The 22,155-nt window shown below is 34.1% G+C and carries 23 protein-coding genes; 12 read left to right on the forward strand and 11 right to left on the reverse strand.

Going from position 1 to position 22,155, the window contains the following annotated elements; all coding sequences use genetic code 11:
* Positions 1-39 precede the first annotated feature (39 nt).
* A complete protein-coding gene (locus BN1242_RS07175; RefSeq protein ID WP_062353473.1) occupies positions 40-273 on the forward strand; it encodes a heavy-metal-associated domain-containing protein in 234 nt (77 codons plus the stop codon).
* Positions 274-461: 188 nt separating this feature from the next.
* On the opposite strand, the gene BN1242_RS07180 is transcribed toward BN1242_RS07175, so the two are convergent.
* Positions 462-1,070, reverse strand: a complete 609-nt coding sequence (locus tag BN1242_RS07180; protein ID WP_062353476.1) for a CBO0543 family protein — start codon at positions 1,068-1,070, stop codon at positions 462-464.
* 148 nt (positions 1,071-1,218) lie between these two features.
* Between BN1242_RS07180 and BN1242_RS07185 the strand changes: the two genes are divergently transcribed.
* The 5 genes from BN1242_RS07185 (at position 1,219) to BN1242_RS07205 (ending at position 5,424) form a co-directional block, all read left to right on the forward strand.
* Positions 1,219-1,428, forward strand: coding sequence for a hypothetical protein (locus BN1242_RS07185; RefSeq protein WP_062353479.1), 210 nt, complete (start codon positions 1,219-1,221; stop codon positions 1,426-1,428).
* A 196-nt stretch (positions 1,429-1,624) separates the two neighbouring features.
* Positions 1,625-2,866 (forward strand): MFS transporter, encoded by a 1,242-nt coding sequence (locus BN1242_RS07190; protein ID WP_062353481.1) that lies wholly within the window; start codon positions 1,625-1,627, stop codon positions 2,864-2,866.
* Positions 2,867-2,919: 53 nt separating this feature from the next.
* Positions 2,920-4,119 (forward strand): MFS transporter, encoded by a 1,200-nt coding sequence (locus BN1242_RS07195; protein ID WP_062353484.1) that lies wholly within the window; start codon positions 2,920-2,922, stop codon positions 4,117-4,119.
* Positions 4,120-4,378: 259 nt separating this feature from the next.
* Entirely contained in the window at positions 4,379-4,834 is a 456-nt protein-coding gene (locus BN1242_RS07200) for a hypothetical protein (RefSeq protein WP_062353487.1), read from the forward strand.
* A gap of 122 nt (positions 4,835-4,956) precedes the next feature.
* Positions 4,957-5,424 (forward strand): CBO0543 family protein, encoded by a 468-nt coding sequence (locus tag BN1242_RS07205; protein WP_062353490.1) that lies wholly within the window; start codon positions 4,957-4,959, stop codon positions 5,422-5,424.
* A 239-nt stretch (positions 5,425-5,663) separates the two neighbouring features.
* Here the strand turns inward: BN1242_RS07205 and BN1242_RS07210 are convergent, their stop codons facing one another.
* From BN1242_RS07210 to BN1242_RS07245, 8 genes are all read right to left on the reverse strand, one after another.
* Positions 5,664-8,000: an ABC transporter ATP-binding protein/permease gene (locus BN1242_RS07210; RefSeq protein WP_062353494.1), complete on the reverse strand. Its 2,337-nt coding sequence runs from the start codon at positions 7,998-8,000 to the stop codon at positions 5,664-5,666.
* A gap of 485 nt (positions 8,001-8,485) precedes the next feature.
* Positions 8,486-8,863, reverse strand: a complete 378-nt coding sequence (gene mnhG, locus BN1242_RS07215; protein ID WP_338022895.1) for a monovalent cation/H(+) antiporter subunit G — start codon at positions 8,861-8,863, stop codon at positions 8,486-8,488.
* Positions 8,838-9,116, reverse strand: coding sequence for a Na(+)/H(+) antiporter subunit F1 (locus tag BN1242_RS07220; protein WP_062353500.1), 279 nt, complete (start codon positions 9,114-9,116; stop codon positions 8,838-8,840). Before BN1242_RS07220 ends, mnhG begins: the two co-directional genes overlap by 26 nt.
* The gene (locus tag BN1242_RS07225) at positions 9,116-9,595 is read right to left on the reverse strand and encodes a Na+/H+ antiporter subunit E (RefSeq protein WP_062354702.1); all 480 of its coding nucleotides are present in this window, start codon (positions 9,593-9,595) and stop codon (positions 9,116-9,118) included. The genes BN1242_RS07220 and BN1242_RS07225 overlap by 1 nt, the downstream gene beginning before the upstream one ends.
* Before the next feature lie 35 nt (positions 9,596-9,630).
* On the reverse strand, positions 9,631-11,121 hold the full coding sequence (locus BN1242_RS07230) for a Na+/H+ antiporter subunit D (protein ID WP_062353502.1): 1,491 nt from the start codon (positions 11,119-11,121) through the stop codon (positions 9,631-9,633).
* Positions 11,114-11,449 carry a Na(+)/H(+) antiporter subunit C gene (locus tag BN1242_RS07235; protein WP_062353505.1) on the reverse strand — a complete coding sequence of 112 codons (336 nt, stop codon included), beginning with the start codon at positions 11,447-11,449 and terminating at the stop codon, positions 11,114-11,116. The genes BN1242_RS07230 and BN1242_RS07235 overlap by 8 nt, the downstream gene beginning before the upstream one ends.
* Positions 11,449-11,874 (reverse strand): Na(+)/H(+) antiporter subunit B, encoded by a 426-nt coding sequence (locus BN1242_RS07240; RefSeq protein WP_062353509.1) that lies wholly within the window; start codon positions 11,872-11,874, stop codon positions 11,449-11,451. The genes BN1242_RS07235 and BN1242_RS07240 overlap by 1 nt, the downstream gene beginning before the upstream one ends.
* Positions 11,871-14,273: a Na+/H+ antiporter subunit A gene (locus tag BN1242_RS07245; protein WP_062353513.1), complete on the reverse strand. Its 2,403-nt coding sequence runs from the start codon at positions 14,271-14,273 to the stop codon at positions 11,871-11,873. The genes BN1242_RS07240 and BN1242_RS07245 overlap by 4 nt, the downstream gene beginning before the upstream one ends.
* A 327-nt stretch (positions 14,274-14,600) precedes the next feature.
* On the opposite strand from BN1242_RS07245, the gene BN1242_RS07250 reads away from it, so the two are divergent.
* Positions 14,601-15,311, forward strand: coding sequence for a universal stress protein (locus tag BN1242_RS07250; protein ID WP_062353516.1), 711 nt, complete (start codon positions 14,601-14,603; stop codon positions 15,309-15,311).
* Positions 15,312-15,462: 151 nt separating this feature from the next.
* Here BN1242_RS07250 and BN1242_RS07255 read toward each other — a convergent pair whose 3' ends face one another.
* A complete protein-coding gene (locus BN1242_RS07255) occupies positions 15,463-16,026 on the reverse strand; it encodes a tyrosine-type recombinase/integrase (RefSeq protein WP_062353521.1) in 564 nt (187 codons plus the stop codon).
* Between the two features lie 349 nt (positions 16,027-16,375).
* On the opposite strand from BN1242_RS07255, the gene BN1242_RS07260 reads away from it, so the two are divergent.
* Positions 16,376-17,134 (forward strand): SDR family oxidoreductase, encoded by a 759-nt coding sequence (locus BN1242_RS07260; RefSeq protein ID WP_062353524.1) that lies wholly within the window; start codon positions 16,376-16,378, stop codon positions 17,132-17,134.
* Between the two features lie 160 nt (positions 17,135-17,294).
* On the forward strand, positions 17,295-18,554 hold the full coding sequence (locus tag BN1242_RS07265; RefSeq protein WP_062353528.1) for a hypothetical protein: 1,260 nt from the start codon (positions 17,295-17,297) through the stop codon (positions 18,552-18,554).
* A 270-nt stretch (positions 18,555-18,824) separates the two neighbouring features.
* On the opposite strand, the gene BN1242_RS07270 is transcribed toward BN1242_RS07265, so the two are convergent.
* Positions 18,825-19,325, reverse strand: a complete 501-nt coding sequence (locus BN1242_RS07270; RefSeq protein ID WP_062353531.1) for a CBO0543 family protein — start codon at positions 19,323-19,325, stop codon at positions 18,825-18,827.
* 154 nt (positions 19,326-19,479) lie between these two features.
* On the opposite strand from BN1242_RS07270, the gene BN1242_RS07275 reads away from it, so the two are divergent.
* From BN1242_RS07275 to BN1242_RS07285, 3 genes are all read left to right on the forward strand, one after another.
* The gene (locus BN1242_RS07275) at positions 19,480-20,067 is read left to right on the forward strand and encodes a cupin domain-containing protein (protein WP_238985106.1); all 588 of its coding nucleotides are present in this window, start codon (positions 19,480-19,482) and stop codon (positions 20,065-20,067) included.
* Between the two features lie 264 nt (positions 20,068-20,331).
* Entirely contained in the window at positions 20,332-20,961 is a 630-nt protein-coding gene (locus BN1242_RS07280) for a class I SAM-dependent methyltransferase (RefSeq protein WP_062353534.1), read from the forward strand.
* Positions 20,962-21,287: 326 nt separating this feature from the next.
* Positions 21,288-21,986: a 7 transmembrane receptor gene (locus tag BN1242_RS07285; RefSeq protein ID WP_062353537.1), complete on the forward strand. Its 699-nt coding sequence runs from the start codon at positions 21,288-21,290 to the stop codon at positions 21,984-21,986.
* Positions 21,987-22,155: the final 169 nt, after the last annotated feature.

Below are 22,155 nucleotides of genomic sequence, written 5' to 3' on the forward strand. Positions count from 1 at the left end.
AAATTTCATTGGCTTGAAAAATTCGAAAGGAGAAAAAACATGGAAAAAGCAACCATTCAGTTAGAAACATTATCATGTCCATCTTGTATGCAAAAAATTGAAAATGCAGTAAAGAGCTTAAACGGAATTAATCAAGATAGTGTTAAAGTATTGTTTAATGCGAGTAAAGTAAAAGTAGATTTTCATTCAGATGTTATTGCAATTAATGAAATTGAAAAAGCAATTGAAGATCTTGGCTATTCTGTTCTGAAATCAAAAGTAAAACCTGCTTAATCGGAGCTTGAAATCCTTTGACCAGCTTTAATCAATATCTGGCTACAAACTCATTACCGTTTTAAAGTAAGGCTGAAAAATTTAACTAATTAACGGAAATCAGTTTCCTACTTTTACCTAAGAATGCCCATTCTGGTGTTCTTAGGTTTTTTTTATTTGAAAGCAAGCCATTAATTGAATAGCACATTTTATCGGGATTTCAAATGTCCAAAGAAGTTCTTTAAGGATGAATGATAATACAAATCAACGAGCGGTTCTATGAATTTAGAATAATGCTTTTTTCGATTTATTGGAACATCAAATTTTATGATGAAAAAACAAGTAGAAAGACATGAAAGAATGATCGTCAATATCGCATTTTTGGAAAACAATTTACTGAATATGAACATTAAAGTGAATAATAGGCTAGACCAAAATACATTCCAACGATGAGCATACATAATTAGTTTTTGCTTATGTGCTACAAATTCAACAAATGACGCACCGACAACCCATTTAATCGTATAAATTATTTGTTTAAATAAAGAATTAGGTGCATTCGATAAATATGTAAGTATAATTAAAGGGGTGACTATAACAATGTGGATTATCCTTACAATTGCCCACTTGAAACCAAATGGAGTGAACTCCCAAACGAGATGTCTTCTGCATAGCAAGTAGTAAAGGGAATTAAAAGTACCAACATAAAGCATATTCTTATAATATTTAGGAATATCACTCCACGATTTACGACTAAAAAAGATGATACCTAGTATTAAATATAAATGTTTATATTTTAACTTTTCTCGCCTTTTCATTTGTTACTCTCCTCATATTTGGTGGAAATAAACATTGGATTACTTTACGTTATTAAAAAAATTGGTGGACGCATTCATTTTTTGTATTTCCAATTAATTATGTGTAAAAAAAAGTAAATTATTCCGCAAGTGTGGAGCGAGTAGTATATTGTTAGATGGTTCACAAAGATTAAGTTTAAGCGAAAAGCAACAAGTAATGGGAGACAAAATAGAGCAAGCATTAAAAGAGTTTGATTACACACTCTTATTAGCGGAGGATTTAAATAAACCATTACCTTTTCAAGCAAACATACTAACACTTTATCGAGAACCAGGACAATATTTATTCATGGATGCCTTTTTTTACTGGGAGGATTAGAGGGAGCCACTAACATTCTGAACACCAATAAAATGGGTCACTCAATCCGGTTGTATGCGCCTGATAAGCTCGTCACCATCAAAATTAGTCACAACTACCCAACGTCCGAAAAAATCTAAAGAAAAATTTTCTTTGCATTACCTACCGAACTGAAAAAACATATACATAACATAAACTATTACAGGAGTCGGTGTCATTGAGGAATTTACAAGAGAAGTATCGGTGGGTAATTTTTTTTGCTGTTTTATTTACTTATTTAATGATGTCGGCCCAAAGAACAGCCCCAGGATTAATAACTGAACAATTAATGGCCGAATTTCAAGTGTCGGCTGCAACAGTTGGTCTGATCACAAGTATCCAGTTTTTTGTGTATACAGGTTTGCAAGTTCCAATGGGATTGTTAGCTGATCGGTATGGGCCTAATTTTTTTCTTATTGTTGGTGCACTGCTTACAGGAGTCGGTAATATTATGTACAGTTTAGCTAACAATGAATTAATTATATTTATTGCTCGTATTTTAACAGGAGTTGGAGATGCAACCATTTGGGTGAACTTAGTGCTCATATTAGGAATTTGGTTTACTAAAGGCGAATTTAGCCGCTTAATTGGTGTGGTTGGAATGACAGGTAGTTTGGGGTTTTTAATAGCTACTGTACCTTTTTCTACCGTAATCGAGTTACTAGGATGGAGAAAGACATTTTTTCATTTAGGTGTCATTTTATGTGTATGTAGTTTTCTCCTCTATTTTTTCCTTATTAAAAAATCACGAAAGCCTTTATATATACAAAACAAAATGAACCAGGAAAAATTACTTTTCATCTTTAAAAAGCTATTTACGAATAGGCAAGCTTGGATGTTGTTTCTTTGCCATTTCGGAATAGTTGGTGGTTTTATCGGTTTTATTAGTTCATTTGCCGTACCCTTTGCGATGAATGTATATGGAATGACAAGATTGGCAGCAAGTCAACTTATTTTATTAAGTCTTGTCGGAGCTTTAATGGGTGCACCAATTATTGGCTGGATATCTAGCCAGTTAGGTATGATAAAAAGATTGTATCTCATTTTTTATCTTTCCAACCTATGTTGTTGGATTGCAATACTTATTTTTGATGGGCAGCCCTCATTACCGATTTTGTATTTCCTCTTTTTTATGATTGGTTTTAGCTTTGGCTCCAACTCTTTAACTTTTGCTACTGTTCGTCAAACTTTTTCCATGAAAGAAGCAGGTATTGTTACTGGCTTTGCTAATACTGGAGGGTTTCTAAGTGCTGTTTTGCTGCCAAGCATATTTGGTAATATATTAGATTACTTCCAGCCTTTATCGGAGAGTATTACTCTCGGTTATTATTACGGATTTTTTACACCAGTTATTTTTTGTATAATTGGCCTTGTCGGGGTATGTTTTATGAAAGAAAAATTAACAAGTAATTTATACTAGAAATCGAAAAATATATAATTTGAAAACACGAAAATTAAGACGAGGTATGACATATGACTATTTTTCTTTTAATCATTATTTATTTAGCTTTTATTAGCTTAGGGTTGCCTGATTCTTTATTAGGAGCTGCATGGCCAGTAATGCAGCCAGAACTTGGTGCCTCATTAGATACTGCTGGGTATCTTTTTATGGCGATTGCAGGAGGTACGATTGTCTCCAGCTTAGTTAGTGGAAGACTGTTAAAGCGGTTTGGGACTGGGAAAGTTACCTTTGTTAGTGTGTTAATGACAGCGGGTGCATTACTAGGATTTTATTATTCTACGTCAGTCATCTGGTTATTTTTCTGTGCAATTCCTTTAGGATTAGGTGCAGGGGCTGTGGATACTGGATTAAATGATTATGTTGCTACACATTATCAGGCTCACCATATGAGTTGGTTACATAGCTTTTGGGGAGTAGGCGCGACACTCGGGCCAATCATTATGGCTACTTTTATTAAAGAGCACCACTCATGGAGAGACGGTTATTATGCTATTTCAGGAATTCAATTTGCACTAGTAATTATTCTTTTTTTTACACTACCAATATGGAATAAAATTAGAAAAGAACATAATTTATCGACAATCAAGGAAGATCATCTTCGTAAAGAGGGTAATATACAGGAAACGATAAAGATTAAACCGTTGCAAATAAAAGGAGTGAAATTAGCTCTCGTTTCTTTTCTGCTTTATTGTGGAGTTGAAGCAATCGTTGGTCTATGGGGAAGCAGTTATTTAGTAAATATAAAAGACTTGTCTGCAGATATAGCAGCTCATTGGGTTTCATTATATTATGGAGGCATCACTGTTGGCAGATTAATAACTGGCTTTGTTACTTTCCGAGTAAGTAACCGCATACTTATTCGGATAGGACAAATAATAGCATTATTAGGCACAGCGCTTCTCATTTTACCATTTTCAGCAGTTTTTTCATTAATTGGTTTTATGTTAGTTGGCTTAGGATTAGCACCGATATTTCCAGGGATGCTCCATGAAACCCCGGCACGATTTGGACGAGAGCATTCACAAACAATTATGGGCTATCAAATGGCAATTTCTTATACTGGTAGTACTTTTTTGCCACCCCTATTAGGTTTAATTGCTACACATACAACAATCGGTATTTTCCCGTCTATTGTTGTGTTAATCACAGCGGTAATGCTACTAAGCACTGAAACACTGAATAATTTTTTAAAAAGAAAGCAAGTTTCGTAAAAGATATGGCATGTTTCGTATCACAACTATAATAGAAAGTACTTTTTTCACAAAATAGAAAGTAGGTGGAACCTATGAAAACAGAAAAAGAAAAAATGATAGCAGGGGAATTGTACAATCTATCTGGTGCAGTGTTACGAAAGGCGTGCTGGATAATGTAGTGGTCGGCGGTAACCCAGCAAGAGTGATTAAAAAAGTGGAGTTAAAAAACAACTTTTTGATTGGTTAAGCGAATGTTGATATAAAGGGGATGAGGAAGATGAAGGAAATAGAAAATTGGGAACTAAAAGAAAATCCAACTGGGGAAACATACAGACAATTGATAAAAATCCTTTGTGATCATTCAGACAAATTCTATTTTATAACTAGAAAAGAATTAAACTATAACAAAAATATTATCCAACTATTTGTGCCCTATATACTGGAAGTTTTTCAAACAAAAGAGTGGGCGAATACGAAAACGTTAGGTCCTCCAGCGAATGTATATATGGTTTCTGCGAATGAAGCGACTTGTCAATTATTACAACAATTGGCTAATACACTATATGATTGGGTCAGTCCTCATTTACCGGAAGACTTAACTTTTATTAAAAATAATTTCCCTTGGTTTACTAGTACAACTCATGAACAATTTGCTCAATTTTCTATTCGTTCGCAGTATTATAAGAACATCATTTGTGAACAAAGCAACCTCAAAATTGAAAGGATTTCGTAGTGCAACATACCAATTTTTCTTCTGGAAATTAGAGATGAAAAATTTTTTTACGAGTGAAGACGAATAGAATGAAATAATAGTTTGAACAATATAGGAGAATAACTTATGAAGGGGGATTACCATTGGAACCACAAATCATTTTTATGTATATTTCATGTATCGTAATAGGATTAGTGGCTTTTATCATCCCCAAAAAAATAAAGCGGCAGGAAATGTATGCGACGTCTCTGTTTGCAATACTATTAGGGCTCATTATTGATATCGTAGCAGAAAGATTCAAAATATACGTCTTGGATAAACCAGGGATACAAATAAATGCTTTAATTGGACAAATATTATTATACTCTGCAACTAATATCATCTTATTAAACCTATTTCCTTTTAATAAGTCAGTAAAACAGAAATTTCTATATATACTATTGTTTACTTTCGTCACTGTAGCGTTTGAATTGCTGTCGTATAAGTTTGGATTTATAAAATATTATCAGTGGAATATTTGGTACTCAATTATTGCTTATCCATTTCTTATTTGTTTAGTTATTCTTCATTATCGTTTTTTTCAGAAGTTGCTAAAAAAGGATCAAGTTTAAAATTAACTAGGTAGTGAGGTTGAGGGTAGTTTATTCAGCCTTTTTATTATCGAAATGATGAAGAAGTGCAGACTGTGTCATAATCGATTTGTGATTTTTTGCAACTTAACTTTTAACGGGCGCCCTACTAGATGTATAAGCGCCCGGTTTTTAACTACTTCAATAAAACTATAATTACTTGGATAAAAGGTTCCATCCATTTCCATGTTTCATATATTATCTCTCATAATGCACCGAAGTTATTCCGTCCTTAATGCTTCTACAGGGTCTTTTTTAGCAGCCATTTTAGCTGGAATACTACCCCCAAGAATTGTTAGGAGTAAGCTAATGACAACTAGTAAAATAGCATGTAGCGGATTTAGTTTTGCCACAGTTTCTAAGCCACTAAAGTTTTCAATAATAATATTGATTGGAAAAATTAATACTACTGCGATCATGATTCCAAGGAGACCTGAGCTCACGCCAATAATAAATGTTTCCGCATTAAAGACGCGTGTAATGTCTTTTTTACGAGCTCCTAAAGATCTTAAAATCCCAATTTCTTTTGTTCTTTCTAATACAGAAATATACGTAATTATACCAACCATAATTAAAGAGACAATTAGTGAAATAGCTGAGAAGCCAATTAATACAGCAGTTATAGCACTCATTATTCCTCCTGTTGATTTGGTGATATTACTTGCTAAATCACTGTAAGCAACTTTATCTTCTTCTGCTTTTCCTTCATTAAATTTATCTAAATAGGAGACTATATCATCTTTCGCATCGAAGTCTTTCGGATAGACAGCAATCATATATGGTATATCTGTTGCCCCTAAACTTGCTAGTAGCATTTCTTTATTCTTCAAGTCATCATTATTATTTAAGTCAAAGCCTTCTCCAGTTAGTACGTTGTAATCAGCCTTTTTTTGTTGAACAACAATATTAGATTCTTTTGCATCCTTTAATAAAAATTTTGCCAATTCATCCGAATAAATAAAGCCCGGTGGAATAACGGATATATCAATTTCTTCCTTTTGTCTTAATACACCTATTACTCGTAAGTCAACAGCATTTTTATTATTCCAAAGCTCGATTAAATTTTGTGGATTCCCATTTATAGTAAATAGGCCACCTATCGATTGATAAAAATCATTGTTCAAGATTACTTTGTACTCTGTTCCGATAATTTGATCAAAGTCTATGGAATTTGCCTCGTAGTTTAGGCCAAATGCTTGTAAGATATCTTTACTTACCTGATTTTTGTTGTCAACGACTAATATAATTTCATTCATTTCTTTCGGATAATCTCCGGCTAACAAGTCATAATTTATTTTTAAGTAGTCAGCTTGGTCTTTATTAAGAGATTTCGGATAAGATATAAATCCACCATTACCAAACGGATTTGTATTTGTTTTTACCATCGTTGCGGTATTTCCTGATTTTTTTAATAGATTAATATTAATTAGTCTCGTATAGGAAATCCCATTTACTAACGATGGATTAAGCTGTTCAATATGTTCAACGTATTCCTCCGTTAATTTGTTCTCGTGGGTGATTTTATCTTGTATTGGCTCAACAGGGTAGACGGCCTTTTCGTCGGGAAAAGTTGTCTCATCCCTATTTTTTCCGAGCATCGAGTTTTCCTGTAACATTTCCGGATCAATTTCTACCGTTGATTGGGAAATCGTAATAGGGAGAGCTGAAAGAGATTCAACTTCAAATTCATCAATTTTTTTATTAAAACCGTTAGAAAGCGATAAAACGAGGGCAATGCCAATTATTCCAATACTTGAAGCGAAAGATGTTAAAAACGTTCTTCCCTTTTTTGTTTTAATATTATTTGCGGATAGTTTTAGTGCGGTAAAGAAATTCATCCCCGTCTTTTTTAGTTCGTATTCTTTATTTTCGTCTTCTACGACTAATGGATTAGAATCCGAAACGACCTGTCCATCTTTAAATTGCACTATTCGGTTCGCATATTGCTTGGCCAATTCTGGGTTATGGGTAACCATAATAACTAATTTATCTTGGGCAATTTCTTTAATGAGTTCCATAATTTGCACACTAGTTTGAGAATCAAGTGCTCCTGTCGGTTCGTCTGCTAAAATGATGTCTGGATCATTAGCTAAAGCTCTAGCGATTGCAACCCGTTGCATTTGTCCGCCGGAAAGTTGGTTCGGTTTTTTGTGGAGATGATCTTTTAGGCCAACCTTTTCAAGAACCTCGATGGCACGCCTTCTCTTCTCCTTTGCAGAAACACCGCTTAGCGTCATTCCCATTTCAACATTGCTAATAATATTTAAATGGGAGATTAAATTATAACTTTGAAAAACAAAACCAACACTATTATTACGGTATGCATCCCAGTCAACATCTTTAAAATCTTTTGTTGATTTCCCGTTAATAATTAAATCTCCACTATCGTATTGATCTAATCCGCCAATAACATTTAAGAAAGTGGTTTTTCCTGAGCCGCTTGTTCCGAGAATCGCTACAAATTCCCTTTTTCGGAAATTTAAATTTATATCATTTAAAGCGGTTTGCGTAAAGTCACCTGTCGTGTAACTTTTTTTTATATGTTTTACTGAAAGCACGATGAAGTCTCCTTTTTCACTTTTAGAATTAGTAAGAATTAGTAACTGAAAAATAACTTATTAACAAAAAATTATACTACAATAATAATCTTGCAACACTAACATTTTTTTGAACATTATATGTCGAAAACTAAATGTTAAATAGTGAGCAAAGAAATTGTATTTCATATCTATTGCTACCTTTTATAGTCACTATAAAAAGGAGCCAACATTAATTGGCTGAATTTCATAATAACACTTACCATAATTTACTATTTTACAAAAACTTTACTGCAGAATACTGGAGCAAAGAGAATAATATTTTTCTCCGTCGCTAAAGACCATTTTCGTTAAGGATGGAAGGCCCTCCACTCAATCTGGGGAAAAATCCCACTTCAATACTTTTAAAAGGCAAGTACGCTAATATAAAGTTGTGTATATCCATCAGTGGGATGATGAATAGTCCAAATGAAGGAGAGGCTCTTCAAGAAGAATCTCAAATAATGTCAATTTTTACCAACTTCTTTTTTCCCATTGCCAAAGTAATTTTTCAGCTCATCTTGAACACTAATTTCCGCTAGAGGGACTTGAGCACGGTAAGCAGAGCGAATCACCATATGGCTAGAAACCGGTGCTGTTAAAAACACAAACAGCATTCCGAGGATTAGCCGGATACTAAAAAAGCTTTCAGATATTAAAAAATATAGTAATGTGCCAATAAGAACACCCATTACACCTAATGTCGTACTCTTCGATGCAGCGTGGGCACGAGTATATACATCAGGTAACCGTAAATTCCCAACAGAACTAATTAAACTTACGACCGTTCCTAAAAAGATAAAAATGGCAGCGATGACTTCAGCGCTTTCGCTCAATGACAACACCTCTTTCAATATATCTGGAAAAAGCAATCGTTCCAACGAAGGACAAAATACCGATAAGTAAAATTAAATCAAAAAACGCATGGGTTTTTAATATAACAGAGAAGATTGCAATTCCGGCTATTAAATTGATCCCGATAATATCTAACGCTTGTACTCGGTCGGATGAAGATGGACCTCGCACTACCCGATATACATTTAGTAACACCGATACAGTTAAAATACAAAGTGAAGTGATCATAATAATCTTAAACATTACTTTCTTGTCACATCCTTAATTGCCTTTTCAAATACCTTTTGCGATTTAAATACAGCATCTCTAGATTCAGGAATATCCATTGCATGTATATAAAAAACCTTTGAATCTGGTGTAATTTCCATTACGACGGAACCAGGTGTTAAAGTGATTAACATGGCAAGTAAAGTTACTTCTAAATCGCCTTCCAGGGAAGTCTCTAATTTAAAAATTCCAGGAGTTACATTTATTTTCGGCCGTAACACTTGCTTTAATACAAGAATACTAGAACTAATCGTTTCCTTAATAAAAATAATAAACAATTTCCCTAGCGCAATAATCATAAAAACATAATATGGACGCTTGAAAAACCGCCTGATGGAAAAAGTAACAACAAGACCGACAAAATACCCACTTACAAAAGATAAAGAACTCCAATCATCTTGAAAAAACATCCATATAAATGCAACGAATAAATTAATTAAAATTTGGATTGCGATTTGAACCACCCCATTTCTAGTGTTCCTAATTAATTTTAAGGAATTGGGTTTTCGTTAAATACTGCTTCTATATACAGATTTGGTTGTAAAAGTGATTCGGCAGAAATTTTTACATATGGCATAACCAATTCGGCACCGATCCCGAGGAAAAGCGTCAAAAAGGTTAAAACAGCAATTGGAATTACTGTACCTTTAGTTGTACCATATTCTTCCTCTTCGCTTAAAATAGTCTCCCCCCAAAAGGCATTCATAAAAATTTTCATCATCGAATATAAAGTCATTAAGCTAACGACTAGTCCGATTGCACCTAAGAGAAAGTATGAAGCTTCAAAGGAACCACGCGTAATAAATACCTTTCCGAGAAAACCACTTAGTGGAGGAATCCCTGCTAACGATAATGCAGAAATAAAGAACATCCAACCTAAATAAGGATGTGTTCGAATGAGTCCACTCATTTGTTTTAAATCACTAGTACCCGTAAGGTAAATAACGACCCCACCGATTAAAAATAATAGTGCCTTTATAATCATATCGTGAATCAAATAATAAATAGCACCCATCAAACCATTTACTGTAAAAGATGCTAAGCCTGCAAAAATAAATCCTACAGCAATAACAACATTGTAAGTAAGTATTTTTTTTATATCCCAATAACCAGTTGCCCCAATAGCGCCAAGTACCATTGTAGCTATCGCTAATGCCCCGATAAGAATATGGGTGATTGCTAGTTCGTGATAAAAAATTAGTGTGAACATACGAAAAATCGAATAAATGCCTACTTTTGTTAATAATGCAGCAAATACTGCGGCAATGGCTGTCGGTGGAACACTGTACGAACCTGGTAACCAATAAAATAATAATAATCCTGCCTTAATAGCAAAAACAAGTAGGAATAATATGGCGATGATAGTAATTAAACTATCTTGGCCTGCTTCAGCTATTCGGACAGAAAGATGAGCTAAATTCAATGTTCCTGTTACAGAGTATAAGTAAGCAATGCCAATTAAAAAGAGGGAGGATGACACAACGTTCGTAATAACATATTTCATCGATTCACGTAATTGAAGTTTTTCTCCGCCAAGAGATATTAGTACATAAGATGCTACTAATAGTACTTCAAAAAAGACATATAAGTTAAATAAGTCACCGGTTAAAAAAGATCCATTGACACCAGTAATTAAAAATAAGAATAGCGGATAAAAGTAATGGATTTGTCGCGCATGCTCCATCGTCTTAAAAGCAAAAATAAGGCAGCATAAAGCAACGATACTTGTTGTTAAAAGTAGTAAAGCACTGAACATATCGAGTACTAATCCAATCCCGTATGGTGCTTGCCACCCTCCTAATTGCAATGTTTGTATGCCGTTCAATTCAACAGTACGAATGAAATAAGCTGCTGTTCCTCCCGTGACGAATAAGACAAGAGTACTTACAATGCGTTGAAAAGCAATTTTATTTTTAAACAATATTAATATCATTCCAGCTAGAAGCGGAAGGATAATTGGGATAATTAATAAATTATTCATCATCATTTCTCCTCAGCTGTTCCATATCATCTGTACGATATTGTTTATACGTACGATAGCTCAACACTAATAATAGAGCAGTTACAGCAAAATTTATGACAATAGCGGTTAATATTAATGCCTGTGGTATTGAATCTGTAAATGCCCCAACCTCACTAAGTAGCGGTGGCGCACCTTTTTTTAGACCACCAGACATTAAGATAAGCAAATTAACACCGTGGGTAATTAAAGATAAGCCTAAAATAATTCTCAGCATCTGTTTGGACAACAATAAGTAAGTTCCTATGAAAAATAAAATACCAATAAGAAAAGCTAATAAAGATTCCATTATGAAAAATCCTCACTTATCGATAAAATGATACTAACTGCTGTCCCAATAACTGCAAGTGCCACTCCTGTATCAAAAAGAACCGCTGTTGCTACCTCAGTTTTTCCGAATATAGGTAAATTTAAGTAGCCAAATGTTTGAGTTAAAAAGTTATCACCAAAAAGAAGGCCACTCATTCCCGTTATAATCGCGATTATTACTCCGGTTGCAGCAACTTTCGTGAAATCAAGGCGAATATTCTTTCTAACTGTCTCGATATCAAAGGAAAGAAACAATAATACGATACCGGAAGCGGTTGTTAGTCCGCCAATAAACCCACCGCCAGGCTCGTGGTGCCCCGCCATAAATAAATGGATAGAAAAGGTGAGGATGATGACGGACGAAAACTTTGCCACAGTATGTAGCATTACATCATTTGGCTTCATTTACTTTCACTTCCTTTTACACGAAGTCGTATAAGTGTATAAACCCCTAGGCCGGCAATCGTCAATACAGAAATTTCTAACATCGTATCAAAACCACGGAAGTCTACTAAGATGGCATTAACGATATTTTTTGCACCGGCTAAAGTATAGGCGTCCTCAAAAAAATCGGCAATAGATGGGAATAACTTATGCCCATTAATTGCGAGAGTAAGAATAGTAAAAGTAATTCCTACCCCTAGTGCAATAAGAAAATTAGTGAGTTTGAATGTGATTTTTTCCATTCTCTTACCAAGTTTCGGTAAATGGTAAAAACAGAGTAAAAACAATGCAGTAGTTACAGTTTCTACAACCGTTTGTGTGAGCGCTAAATCTGGAGCGCGAAACACAACAAAGAACATCACTACGAGATAGCCTACCGTACCTAATGCGACAATGGCTGTAATCCGATTATTTGTAAACATCACAGCAAAAGCAGCCATAATGGTTGCAATAACTAAGCCGACATCATAAACGGAAATGTTGGCATTATTGGAAAAATCAAAACGGATATCACCAGTAATCCACATCATTCCAGCTAAAATAATCGTAATAAACCCTAAAATATAAATAAGGTAACTTCGTAATGATCCTGTCATATATCGATTAGTAAATTGAATAGCAAATTTTTCCCATTTTTCAATCGATAAATTATACAAATAGTTCAATGATAATTTTTCTGGATACACTTTAAAAACTTGGTTCCATCGTTTTGTTGCTAAATAAAGGGCCGTTCCAACTACAATAACCCCTAAAGTCATATACAATTCTATCGTTGGACCATGCCAAGCACGAATATAAATATTCAAGTCCCCTGTTATCGTCGGAAACACTGCCCATATAGCAGGTTTTAAAATATACGCCGCTAATACATTAGGGAAAAAGAATATAATCACTATTAAAGATGATAAGATAATTGGCGAAATTAACATTCCAATCGGAGCTTCACGACTAATTTTTTTCGGTAGTCTTTCAGCATGGTGCTTCCCAGTAAATGTTTTAAATACTAATATCATGCTATAGATAAATGTAAAGACACTAGCTATCCAAGCTATTATGGGGAATAGAATTCCTAAGAAATCCATCCCCAATATTCCTACTTCAGCCGCATCTAAAACCCCTTTAAAAAACATTTCCTTACTTAAAAATCCATTAAATGGAGGTAACCCAGCCATTGAGAAGCTAGCAATAGTCATAATCGTAAAGGATATTGGCATGAGATTCATTAAACCGCCTAACCGACGAATATCCCTAGTACCTGTTTCATGGTCAATAATACCAACAATCATAAATAAGCTACCTTTAAAGGTTGAATGATTAAATAGGTGGAAAACGGCGGCTAACATCGCAGTTACATAAAGAATAGAGTTCTCACCTGAACTAGAGCTTAACGCTAACGAACCAATTCCTAATAGCGACATAATTAGTCCAAGTTGGCTAATAGTCGAGTAGGCTAACAGCGCTTTTAAATCTGTTTGTCGAACCGCACGTAAAGATCCGTAAAGTAATGTAACAAGACCGATACCGGAAACGAGCCAAAACCAAACACCACTCCCACCAAAAATCGGAGTAAAACGTGCAACGAGATACAGTCCGGCCTTCACCATTGTTGCTGAATGGAGGTAGGCACTGACCGGGGTTGGAGCTTCCATTGCATCCGGTAACCAAATGCTAAATGGAAACTGGGCTGATTTTGTAAAAGCCCCAAGTAAAATCAATAACATAGCCGGAATAAATAAAGGATGATGTTGAATATTTCCAACTTGATCGATCATTTCTCGAAGACTATATGTATCTGTAATAATTATTAGCATGATGAATCCGGCAAACATGGCGAGTCCACCAAAAACAGTGATTAGCAGTGCTTTTAATGCACTACTCCGTGAGCTTTTTCTTTCAAACCAATATGCAATTAGTAAAAACGAAGAGATACTCGTTAACTCCCAAAATCCATAAAGAATAAGGATGTTGTCGGAAAAAACTAAGCCTAGCATCGCACTCATAAAGAGCAACAAGTAAATGTAAAAATTATGAAGCGCATCCCGTGTTTTAGACATGTAAAAAATGGAGTAAAGTATTACTAATGCACCCATTCCAGATATAAGAAGTCCAAAAAGCAAAGCCAATCCGTCCAAATACATAGTAAAATTTATTCCTAACGACGGAATCCAAGCTATTGTATAACTTACCGTTTCTCCGCTAGCGACAATCGGGATATACTGTAAAAAACTAACAAATATAATAGCAGGTATGAACAACACGAACCAACCAGTATGTAGTCGTTTATTAAAATATTTATATAAAAATGGAATGACTAAGCAAAAGGCCATTGGTAAAAAGATACTTATTAATATCCAAGACATCACATCTCCTCCTTACATCAAAATCCCTCTTATGAAGTATGTCCTCTTTGTTTAATTGTTAATGTTTAAAATTTTCTTTGAAACCTTGTTAAATAATGTATAACTTTTTTAGAATTATGTATAAGGGGGGTAACTTATTTCCTTAAAAATAGTATTTGTCAATTGGTAATTTTCCCACTCTATCTTTATTATTGTCGTAAAATGTTTCTTTGCATGAATGCTCGTTGGATAAAATTTATGATTGACTGTTTTTGTAGCATAGGCTATAGTCATACATAGTTTATAAGATATTGGTGCATTTAAAATTACACTGAGGTGAAATCTCTTATGAAAAACTGGAAGAGTCGGATGGATGAAAGTATTCTTGTTTGCGTTTATTACGGACCAAACGGTGAACGACTTATCCGACGCGGTTGTCAAATTGCAAAGATGCTCGAATGTCCCATTTTTATTTTAACGGTTGATCCAAACCCGTTAGATGAAATGGATGCCGAGAGAATCTTTTATATTGACAGATGGAAACAATTGGCTAAAGAGCATGACGTTGCCCATTTTATTTTAAAAGACAATGAAAAAAGACCAGTTTCTAAAGTAATTACTGAAGTTGCACGAGAAAAAAACATCACACAAATTATACTTGGTCAAACAGCTCAAAGTCGTTGGGAGCAAATAACGAAAGGCTCATTAATTAATACATTGCTTCATGAAATTCCTTTTGTTGATTTGCATATCGTTTCTGTATCACGTTATATCCCAGATGAAGAAGGACAGTTTGTTAAAGGTGTTCGTGCCTACTTAGAACAAGATGGAAACAAGTATCGACTAGAATTCAAACATTCTAACAACTCCATTTATGAAGGAATTTTCTTTAAGGAAGTAGGTACTGATTTTGATAATGGGGTTTTTAAATTTATGAAAGACAAAGAAGTACTCCATGTGAAAGTTGCAGATGGAATCGTTTCTGAATTAAAACATATCGAAATTAAAGGTCCATTTTTTATAGAGGACACAAATCAAGATAATAACGAAATAGAATAATTTAATGGGGGAGCTAGGAGTAGCTTCCCTTTTTATTGTCGCTTTTTCAGGTGCGAAACTACAATGTCTCTATTTTCGACCGGAGTTGAGCTGTTTTTCTGCTGTTATCATCCAAATCTTTGCATGCTAATGAAATAATGTGACAATGAAATTATAAATTCACATCTACTTTTATAAATCTTTCTTCATTTTTATCTATTCCTAAATAACGGTAAGTTTCTTTTGGCGAATGGTGATTAAAAATGGACATAATAATCGATATGGCAACCCCTTTTTTATAAGCATGATAACCGAATGTTTTCCTCAACGTATGCATCCCGATATTTCCTGGAACCCCTACTTCTTTAGCGGCATGGTTAATAATTCTGTATGCCTGTTGTCGCGAAATTGGTTGTTTATCCTTTTTTGATTGAAATAAATAATCATCTAGTAGTAAGCAATGATTTGCTAAATAACACTTTAGGGCCAATTTTACTCGATTATTTAAATAATAAGCCTTCCACTGATCTGTACTAGATTCTTTTAAATAAATGAATTCTTTTGCCTTCTTTCCATCTGAAACATCTTTAACAGTTAAATAAAGCAAATCATTTATTTTTATCCCGGTATTAATTCCGATAACAAATAATAACAAGTCTCTATCTGAAGAATTTTGCAAAACTTCCCGCATCGCATTAATTTTCTCAATATCACGAATGGGATCAACAAATTTCAAAGAAGCCGCCTCCATACAATGTTACATAAAATCATTATAACAGAAATTATGTAACATAATAAAGCGTAAAAACTGGGGGACAGTCCCCCACCGCTTTAAAGCGTTAAAGTGTTTTGCTAGGGGGATTTATAATATATTGCGTTAGGGATCACGATTTTACAAAATATTACATTATTACAAAGAACTATTAAACTTAAACTAGTTTCATATAATAATTATGTTATTTAAAAATATATTTTTAATATTATAGATATTATTCAGCGATTTTGGTATAATGTTATTGTGAAACTATTAACTAAGTACTTAAATAGTTTTGTAAGCGCATAAAACAAAGGAGGCGTTAAGTAGTATGAGGTTAAAAGACAAAGTTGCAGTTGTGACTGGTGCTGGATCTGGAATGGGAAGAGAAATTGCATATCTTTTTGCAAAAGAAGGTGCAAAAGTTGTTGCCGCGGATATAAATGAAACGGCATTAAAAGAGACAGTTTCTCACATTGTTGAAAAAGGACAAACAGCCATTGCTGTTGTTACTAATGTCGCTAAGGAAGAAGATATCGAAAGTATGATTAATACTGCTGTAAGTACTTATGGAACTTTGGATATTTTAGTTAACAATGCCGGTATTATGGATAACTTCCTCCCTGCTGAAAAAGTCACCGATGAAATATGGGATCGAGTATTTTCTATTAATGTCAAAGGTGTCATGCGCGCAATTCGAAAGGCATTACCGATTTTCTTAGAAAAAGGAAAGGGTGTAATTATTAATACGGCATCTGTTGCTGGGTTATATGGTTCTCGTGCTGGTCTAACTTATACTTCCGCAAAACATGCTGTTATCGGAATGACAAAAAATGTTGCATTTCAATATGCCACGAAAGGTATTCGTTGTAATGCAATTGCTCCAGGTGGAGTCAACACGAATATTGGTACAACAATGAGTAATCCAGATCCGTTCGGAATGGAAAGGGCAACAGCAGGAATAAATGCGAACCCAAGAATGGGGGAATCTTCTGAAATTGCAACAATAGCATTATTCCTAGCAACGGAAGATTCTAGCTATGTGAACGGAGTCGTCATAGCTGCTGATGGCGGTTGGACAGCCTATTAATAAACGGAACAAAATGAACGAGCATAGCCGCCTTTCGAGGTGGCTTTTTTTCAGAGAATGATTCGTGAATTTGCTAAAAACAACTTTAACTATTGGATGGATAATTTTATACGAAGTAAAATAACTTCGAATAATACCAAAGGGTTACTGGGGGGAAACGATGAATAAAGCAACAGAAAAAATAATCAATCATACGAAAACAAGGTTAGGACTTCATGATTACTATTTACATAATTATAGTTTTAATAGGAAACTTAACTTTGAAAAAAAGACTTTCTACACAATAACGATGGAATGGTATCCAACACAAATTACGAAAATAGAGGAAGATTTAAATCCAAAGGGCACTGCCGTTGTGGAGGTGGATTTGACTACAAACAAATTCTTAAGCATTATTTTTGTTAAAGGAAAAACTTATGCTAAACAAAGTATCGAACTTTTAAGTGAAGAAGCTATTATAGAATGGGTGGAATTGGAAACTGGATTAGTTTATCATAAACAGTTTGTTTTACACCGTTATAAAGGTGGGGAATACCAATTTGCAGAATGTGTGGATGGCATTCCGATTTCTCCTACAGGACTTATTGAAATAAAAGTTAATCAAAAGGGGCAACTCCTTTTCTTTTCAGCAAATGCTCATTTCCCTGCTTATGAACTAATTAGAGAAGAACCATTTTCACTAACATTGGATAAAATTGAGCCAATCACAATGGAACAAACGAAATTGATCGAGTTTCCACTGTATGAACAGCAAAAGCTTGTTCCGCTTTATGCCATTGAAGAAATTTATGTGCGCAATAATGGAACTCAAACAATCCCGTTAGAAATAGATAATTACAGCGCAAAGGTAGAAATGAATAAGTTGATGGAATGGGATAAGCCACTTGATGAACCTTTTGAGAGGAAAGAAGTTAATATCACTGAAGAAATTACGGAAGAAATGGCATATAAGGGCGAACAAGCACGAGAATCGTTTCCAATTTCTGAACGCGATATAGAGTACTGTATGCAAGCGGTCTTGGACTTTTTACGAAAAAAATTCCCTCATGACAGTGGAGTTTGGAAATTAAAATCATTGCAACGGGATAAAAATTACCTTCTCGCCACTTTATTGGCAATGAAGGAAAAGGAAATAGTTTTTAAACGAAAAATGAAAGTGTTTATTCATAGTGAAACTTACACCGTTGAAAATTATCTAGACAGTAGTGAGTGGATTTCCTCAATAAATAAATTTGCACGTACAGGTGAGGTTGTCGTTTCGAAACAGGAAGCATATGAAAAGTTGAAAGCAAGTGTACAATTAAAACCGCACTACGTCTATGATAAAGCTGAAAACCAATTCGTTTTATGTGGCAAATTGGATAGCGATTATGGTGTGAATGCAACGGATGGTAAAGTACTTTTGTTAGAAGAATTGTAGAAAAGAGGAGTGGTTAAATAATAGTGGAGCTAGCCAAGCGTGATGGCTAGCCCTTTTATAAGGAGAATTATTTTCATGCAAGTTGATGGATTGGTGAATTATTTTGGTCATGTCCCTTTTTGGTGAATCGGTTGTGGGCGAAAGTCGTGTGGGAACTAAATTTTCATGTTTTTCGTACAACACGTTTTGGTGCATCTATATTGGATGGGGAAGCCAATTTTTTAACTGTTTTTTCATATTTATAAAAGTATTTTAAAATACTATTTTAAACTAACTATCCTTTGTGGCAACTGCCCGATTGTTAATAATCCTCACAAATCCAATAATAAGTCTGCACAAAAATAGCTTCAAGGACATACTAACAAAAGAATGGTACCATGACCAACCTTTTCTCCAAGTGATTAATTTCGTTTTTTTCGCCGCAATTGTTTCGAGTATTACTTGTGGGATCACGAAAGGAAGTAGTTTTAATAACATAGCGGGTAGCTTGCTATTTAAAGTTACCTGGTTGTAATAAAGCAGCATTACTGGATAATGAATATAATTAAATGGCGCGTGAATGGCAAGCTTTTTCTTAAATGGGCGAATTTTATATTGTAAAAATCCTTTGGACACAAAGTAACGGTCAAACAATGAGTTACCAATAACACTCACTAAATATACGATTAACCAGTCTTTGAATGAGCGTTTCACGATTAAAAACGGTAATAAAAATATACCAACAACCGAAGTAAAAATAAGAAAAGCATATTCAAACGTTCTTTTTTTCATAATATTCACCTCGGACTTAATATAAGATGTGGACAACATTCTTATGCATGTATTAACAATCCATAATTTTACTGTATTTCCCCGTTGGATATATGTACCTATCTCCTTAATTTTGCATACGATATGGTGAAAAAATTAATAGGGAGTGGGTAAATTGTATTATATTCCTTACTATTGTTCACAACCATATCCAAGTATTGTTTATTTTCCAACGCAGGCAACAGATAGATCCTTGTCGAGTTGGGGTTATTTTCAACCAGTAAGCAATTATTATCGTGGAGAAAATCAATATCAAGGGGAAAGTCATCAACAAAGTAATCCGAATATTAAGTTGAGGGATTATGGTAATGAGCCGTACGTTGTAAATATTGAACACGCTACGAAGCGCAACCGTAATTTTCGTACTGCTTTATGGACAGGTAAACATTTGCAAGTAACTTTAATGAGTATTAATGCAGGAGATGACATTGGTTTAGAAATGCATCCAGATGTAGATCAGTTTTTGCGAATAGAGGATGGAGAAGGAATTGTAAGAATGGGAAGAACAAAGGAAAACTTAACCTTTGAACGAAGGGTTTCGGATGATTTTGCCATCATGGTACCAGCAGGGATGTGGCACAATTTAGTAAATACGGGGAGAAGACCACTTAAATTGTACTCTATTTATGCTCCACCTGAACATCCTTTTGGAACAGTCCATCGAACGAAAGCAGAAGCAATGGCAGCGGAAGATCATCAATAAAATATTCTTAAATAATATTTGAATATAATTTAATAAAACCGCTGTCTGAAAAATTAATTGTTCAAACTCAAGGTAGTGGAAGTAAAACCTAAGAATGTCAATAATGGTACTTGCATTCTTAGGTTTTTCTATTTAATTGAATTCTCTTTTGTGCAAGTAAAAGGTTGACGGGAATTTATCCGTTAGTTAAGATTAATTCAAATAAAAAGTTAAAAAATTCGGCAATTTAGCTCCTAGTTTATTTACATTTTTTGGAGGGAAGTTATGTTACAGAAAGATGGGTTCGATTTATGGGCAGACAATTATGATCAGACGGTTCAAATAATTGAGGAAAATAACAAATTCCCATTCGCAGGTTATAAACAAATTCTTAATGTAATCTATAACGAGATTATGCAAAACAAAAATAGTAAAGTATTGGATATTGGCTTTGGAACAGGTGTATTAACTACTGAGTTGTATAAAAAAGGGCATATCATAACTGGAATTGACTTTTCCGCTCGAATGTTAGAAATAGCAAAAGCAAAAATGCCCAATGCTCGGTTAATTCAATCGGATATAAACGATGGCATACCACTTGAGCTTAAGGAAGAGAAATTTGACTACATCGTTAGTACTTATGCATTGCATCATTTGTCAGATGAAGATAAAGTTTCCTTTATTTTGGAATTGCTACCCCTTTTAGCAGAAAAAGGGATCATTCTCATTGGTGATATCTCATTTGATAGTAGAGAAGCTCTTGAGAATTGCCGATTGGAAAACGTGGATAGTTGGGATCCAGATGAGTTTTACTTTGTTGCAAAGGAAATTAAATCAGATTTAGTAGATAGGGTTATAGTTAACTATAATCAAATTTCCTATTGCGGGGGGATTTACTGGATTTCTAATAAGTAATGTAAATTTTTTTCTTTAGAAAGAGCGGTTATTGGACAATCTGTTACAACAGATTAGTTGAAATAATAGTGAGGGATAGGAATTATTTAAAAGGTCTGCCTGCTCCTGTCGCTTCGCATTCGTCACAAAAAAATGTGGAACGATAATCAACACCAATCTTTAACATAGTCACCCATGAAACCGATTTTTCAGTATAGTGAATAAAAATAGCTGTATTTTCGAGGTATCCTTGTTCTTCTTTAATAAGATATTCAGTAACTATTTATAATATTGTTATATAAAAATATTATAACGATAAAATTTCTGTGGCTAGGAGAGATGCACTCTTGACGATAGTTAAATCAATTTTTATTTACTTACTTGCAATTGTTGGGATTATTTTTTTCACGATTGGACTATTTTTTCTTATTGGTTTTACTCAAGAAGCAATATTTGTCCCTGATGATTATTTACTATGGATATTTAAGTATCCGTATTCCAGATTCATTTTTGTCTACGAGTTCCTACTAGTTTTTCTATTACTATATTATTTGAATAAAAGGTTGCTAAATATAAAACCAAAAGATAATAAGAGCTCTAGAAGGAAGAAAAAACTAGTTGCATCTTTTTTGCTTATTTTTCTGCTAACGGCTACTTATACAATGATTATTTCTGTAGCAATAGTGAAAGATGATCGAATAATTAATTATTCTCCATTACATCCAATGGGAAAACAGTATAGTTTTGAAGAAATTATTAACATAGATACAGGAGTATATGGTAAAAAATTATACCTTCCTTTTACACATTCAAAGGGTGACTTCTTTTATGTCATAGAGTTAAAGGATGGGACGAAGCTAGATTTAAACGAAGTAGGAGATCCAGGTGATAAGGAAGATTATCGTTTTGTACTTGCAGAGTTAGACAAAAGGTGGGTGAATATGGGAATCCCAAAGCAAACTAGTCTTGACAACTTCCATTATGTACAAAAAAATCTCGATAGCATGTACTCAAATAAAATAAAAGAAATTTTAATGAATAAATAACAACTTAGGGGGACTGTCCCCAACAATTTAAAAGATTGAGAAGATATTGAAACCTTCTAATGCCTTTGTATGTATAATTATGGAAGGATATCTTATAATGCCAAATTAATGGGAGTGGGGATCAAAAATTACCTCAGATGAATCTGTAGTGATTTTAAAAATATAACTG

It is taken from the genome of Bacillus kwashiorkori (genome assembly GCF_001375515.1).
GTDB lineage: Bacteria > Bacillota > Bacilli > Bacillales > Caldibacillaceae > Bacillus_BK > Bacillus_BK kwashiorkori.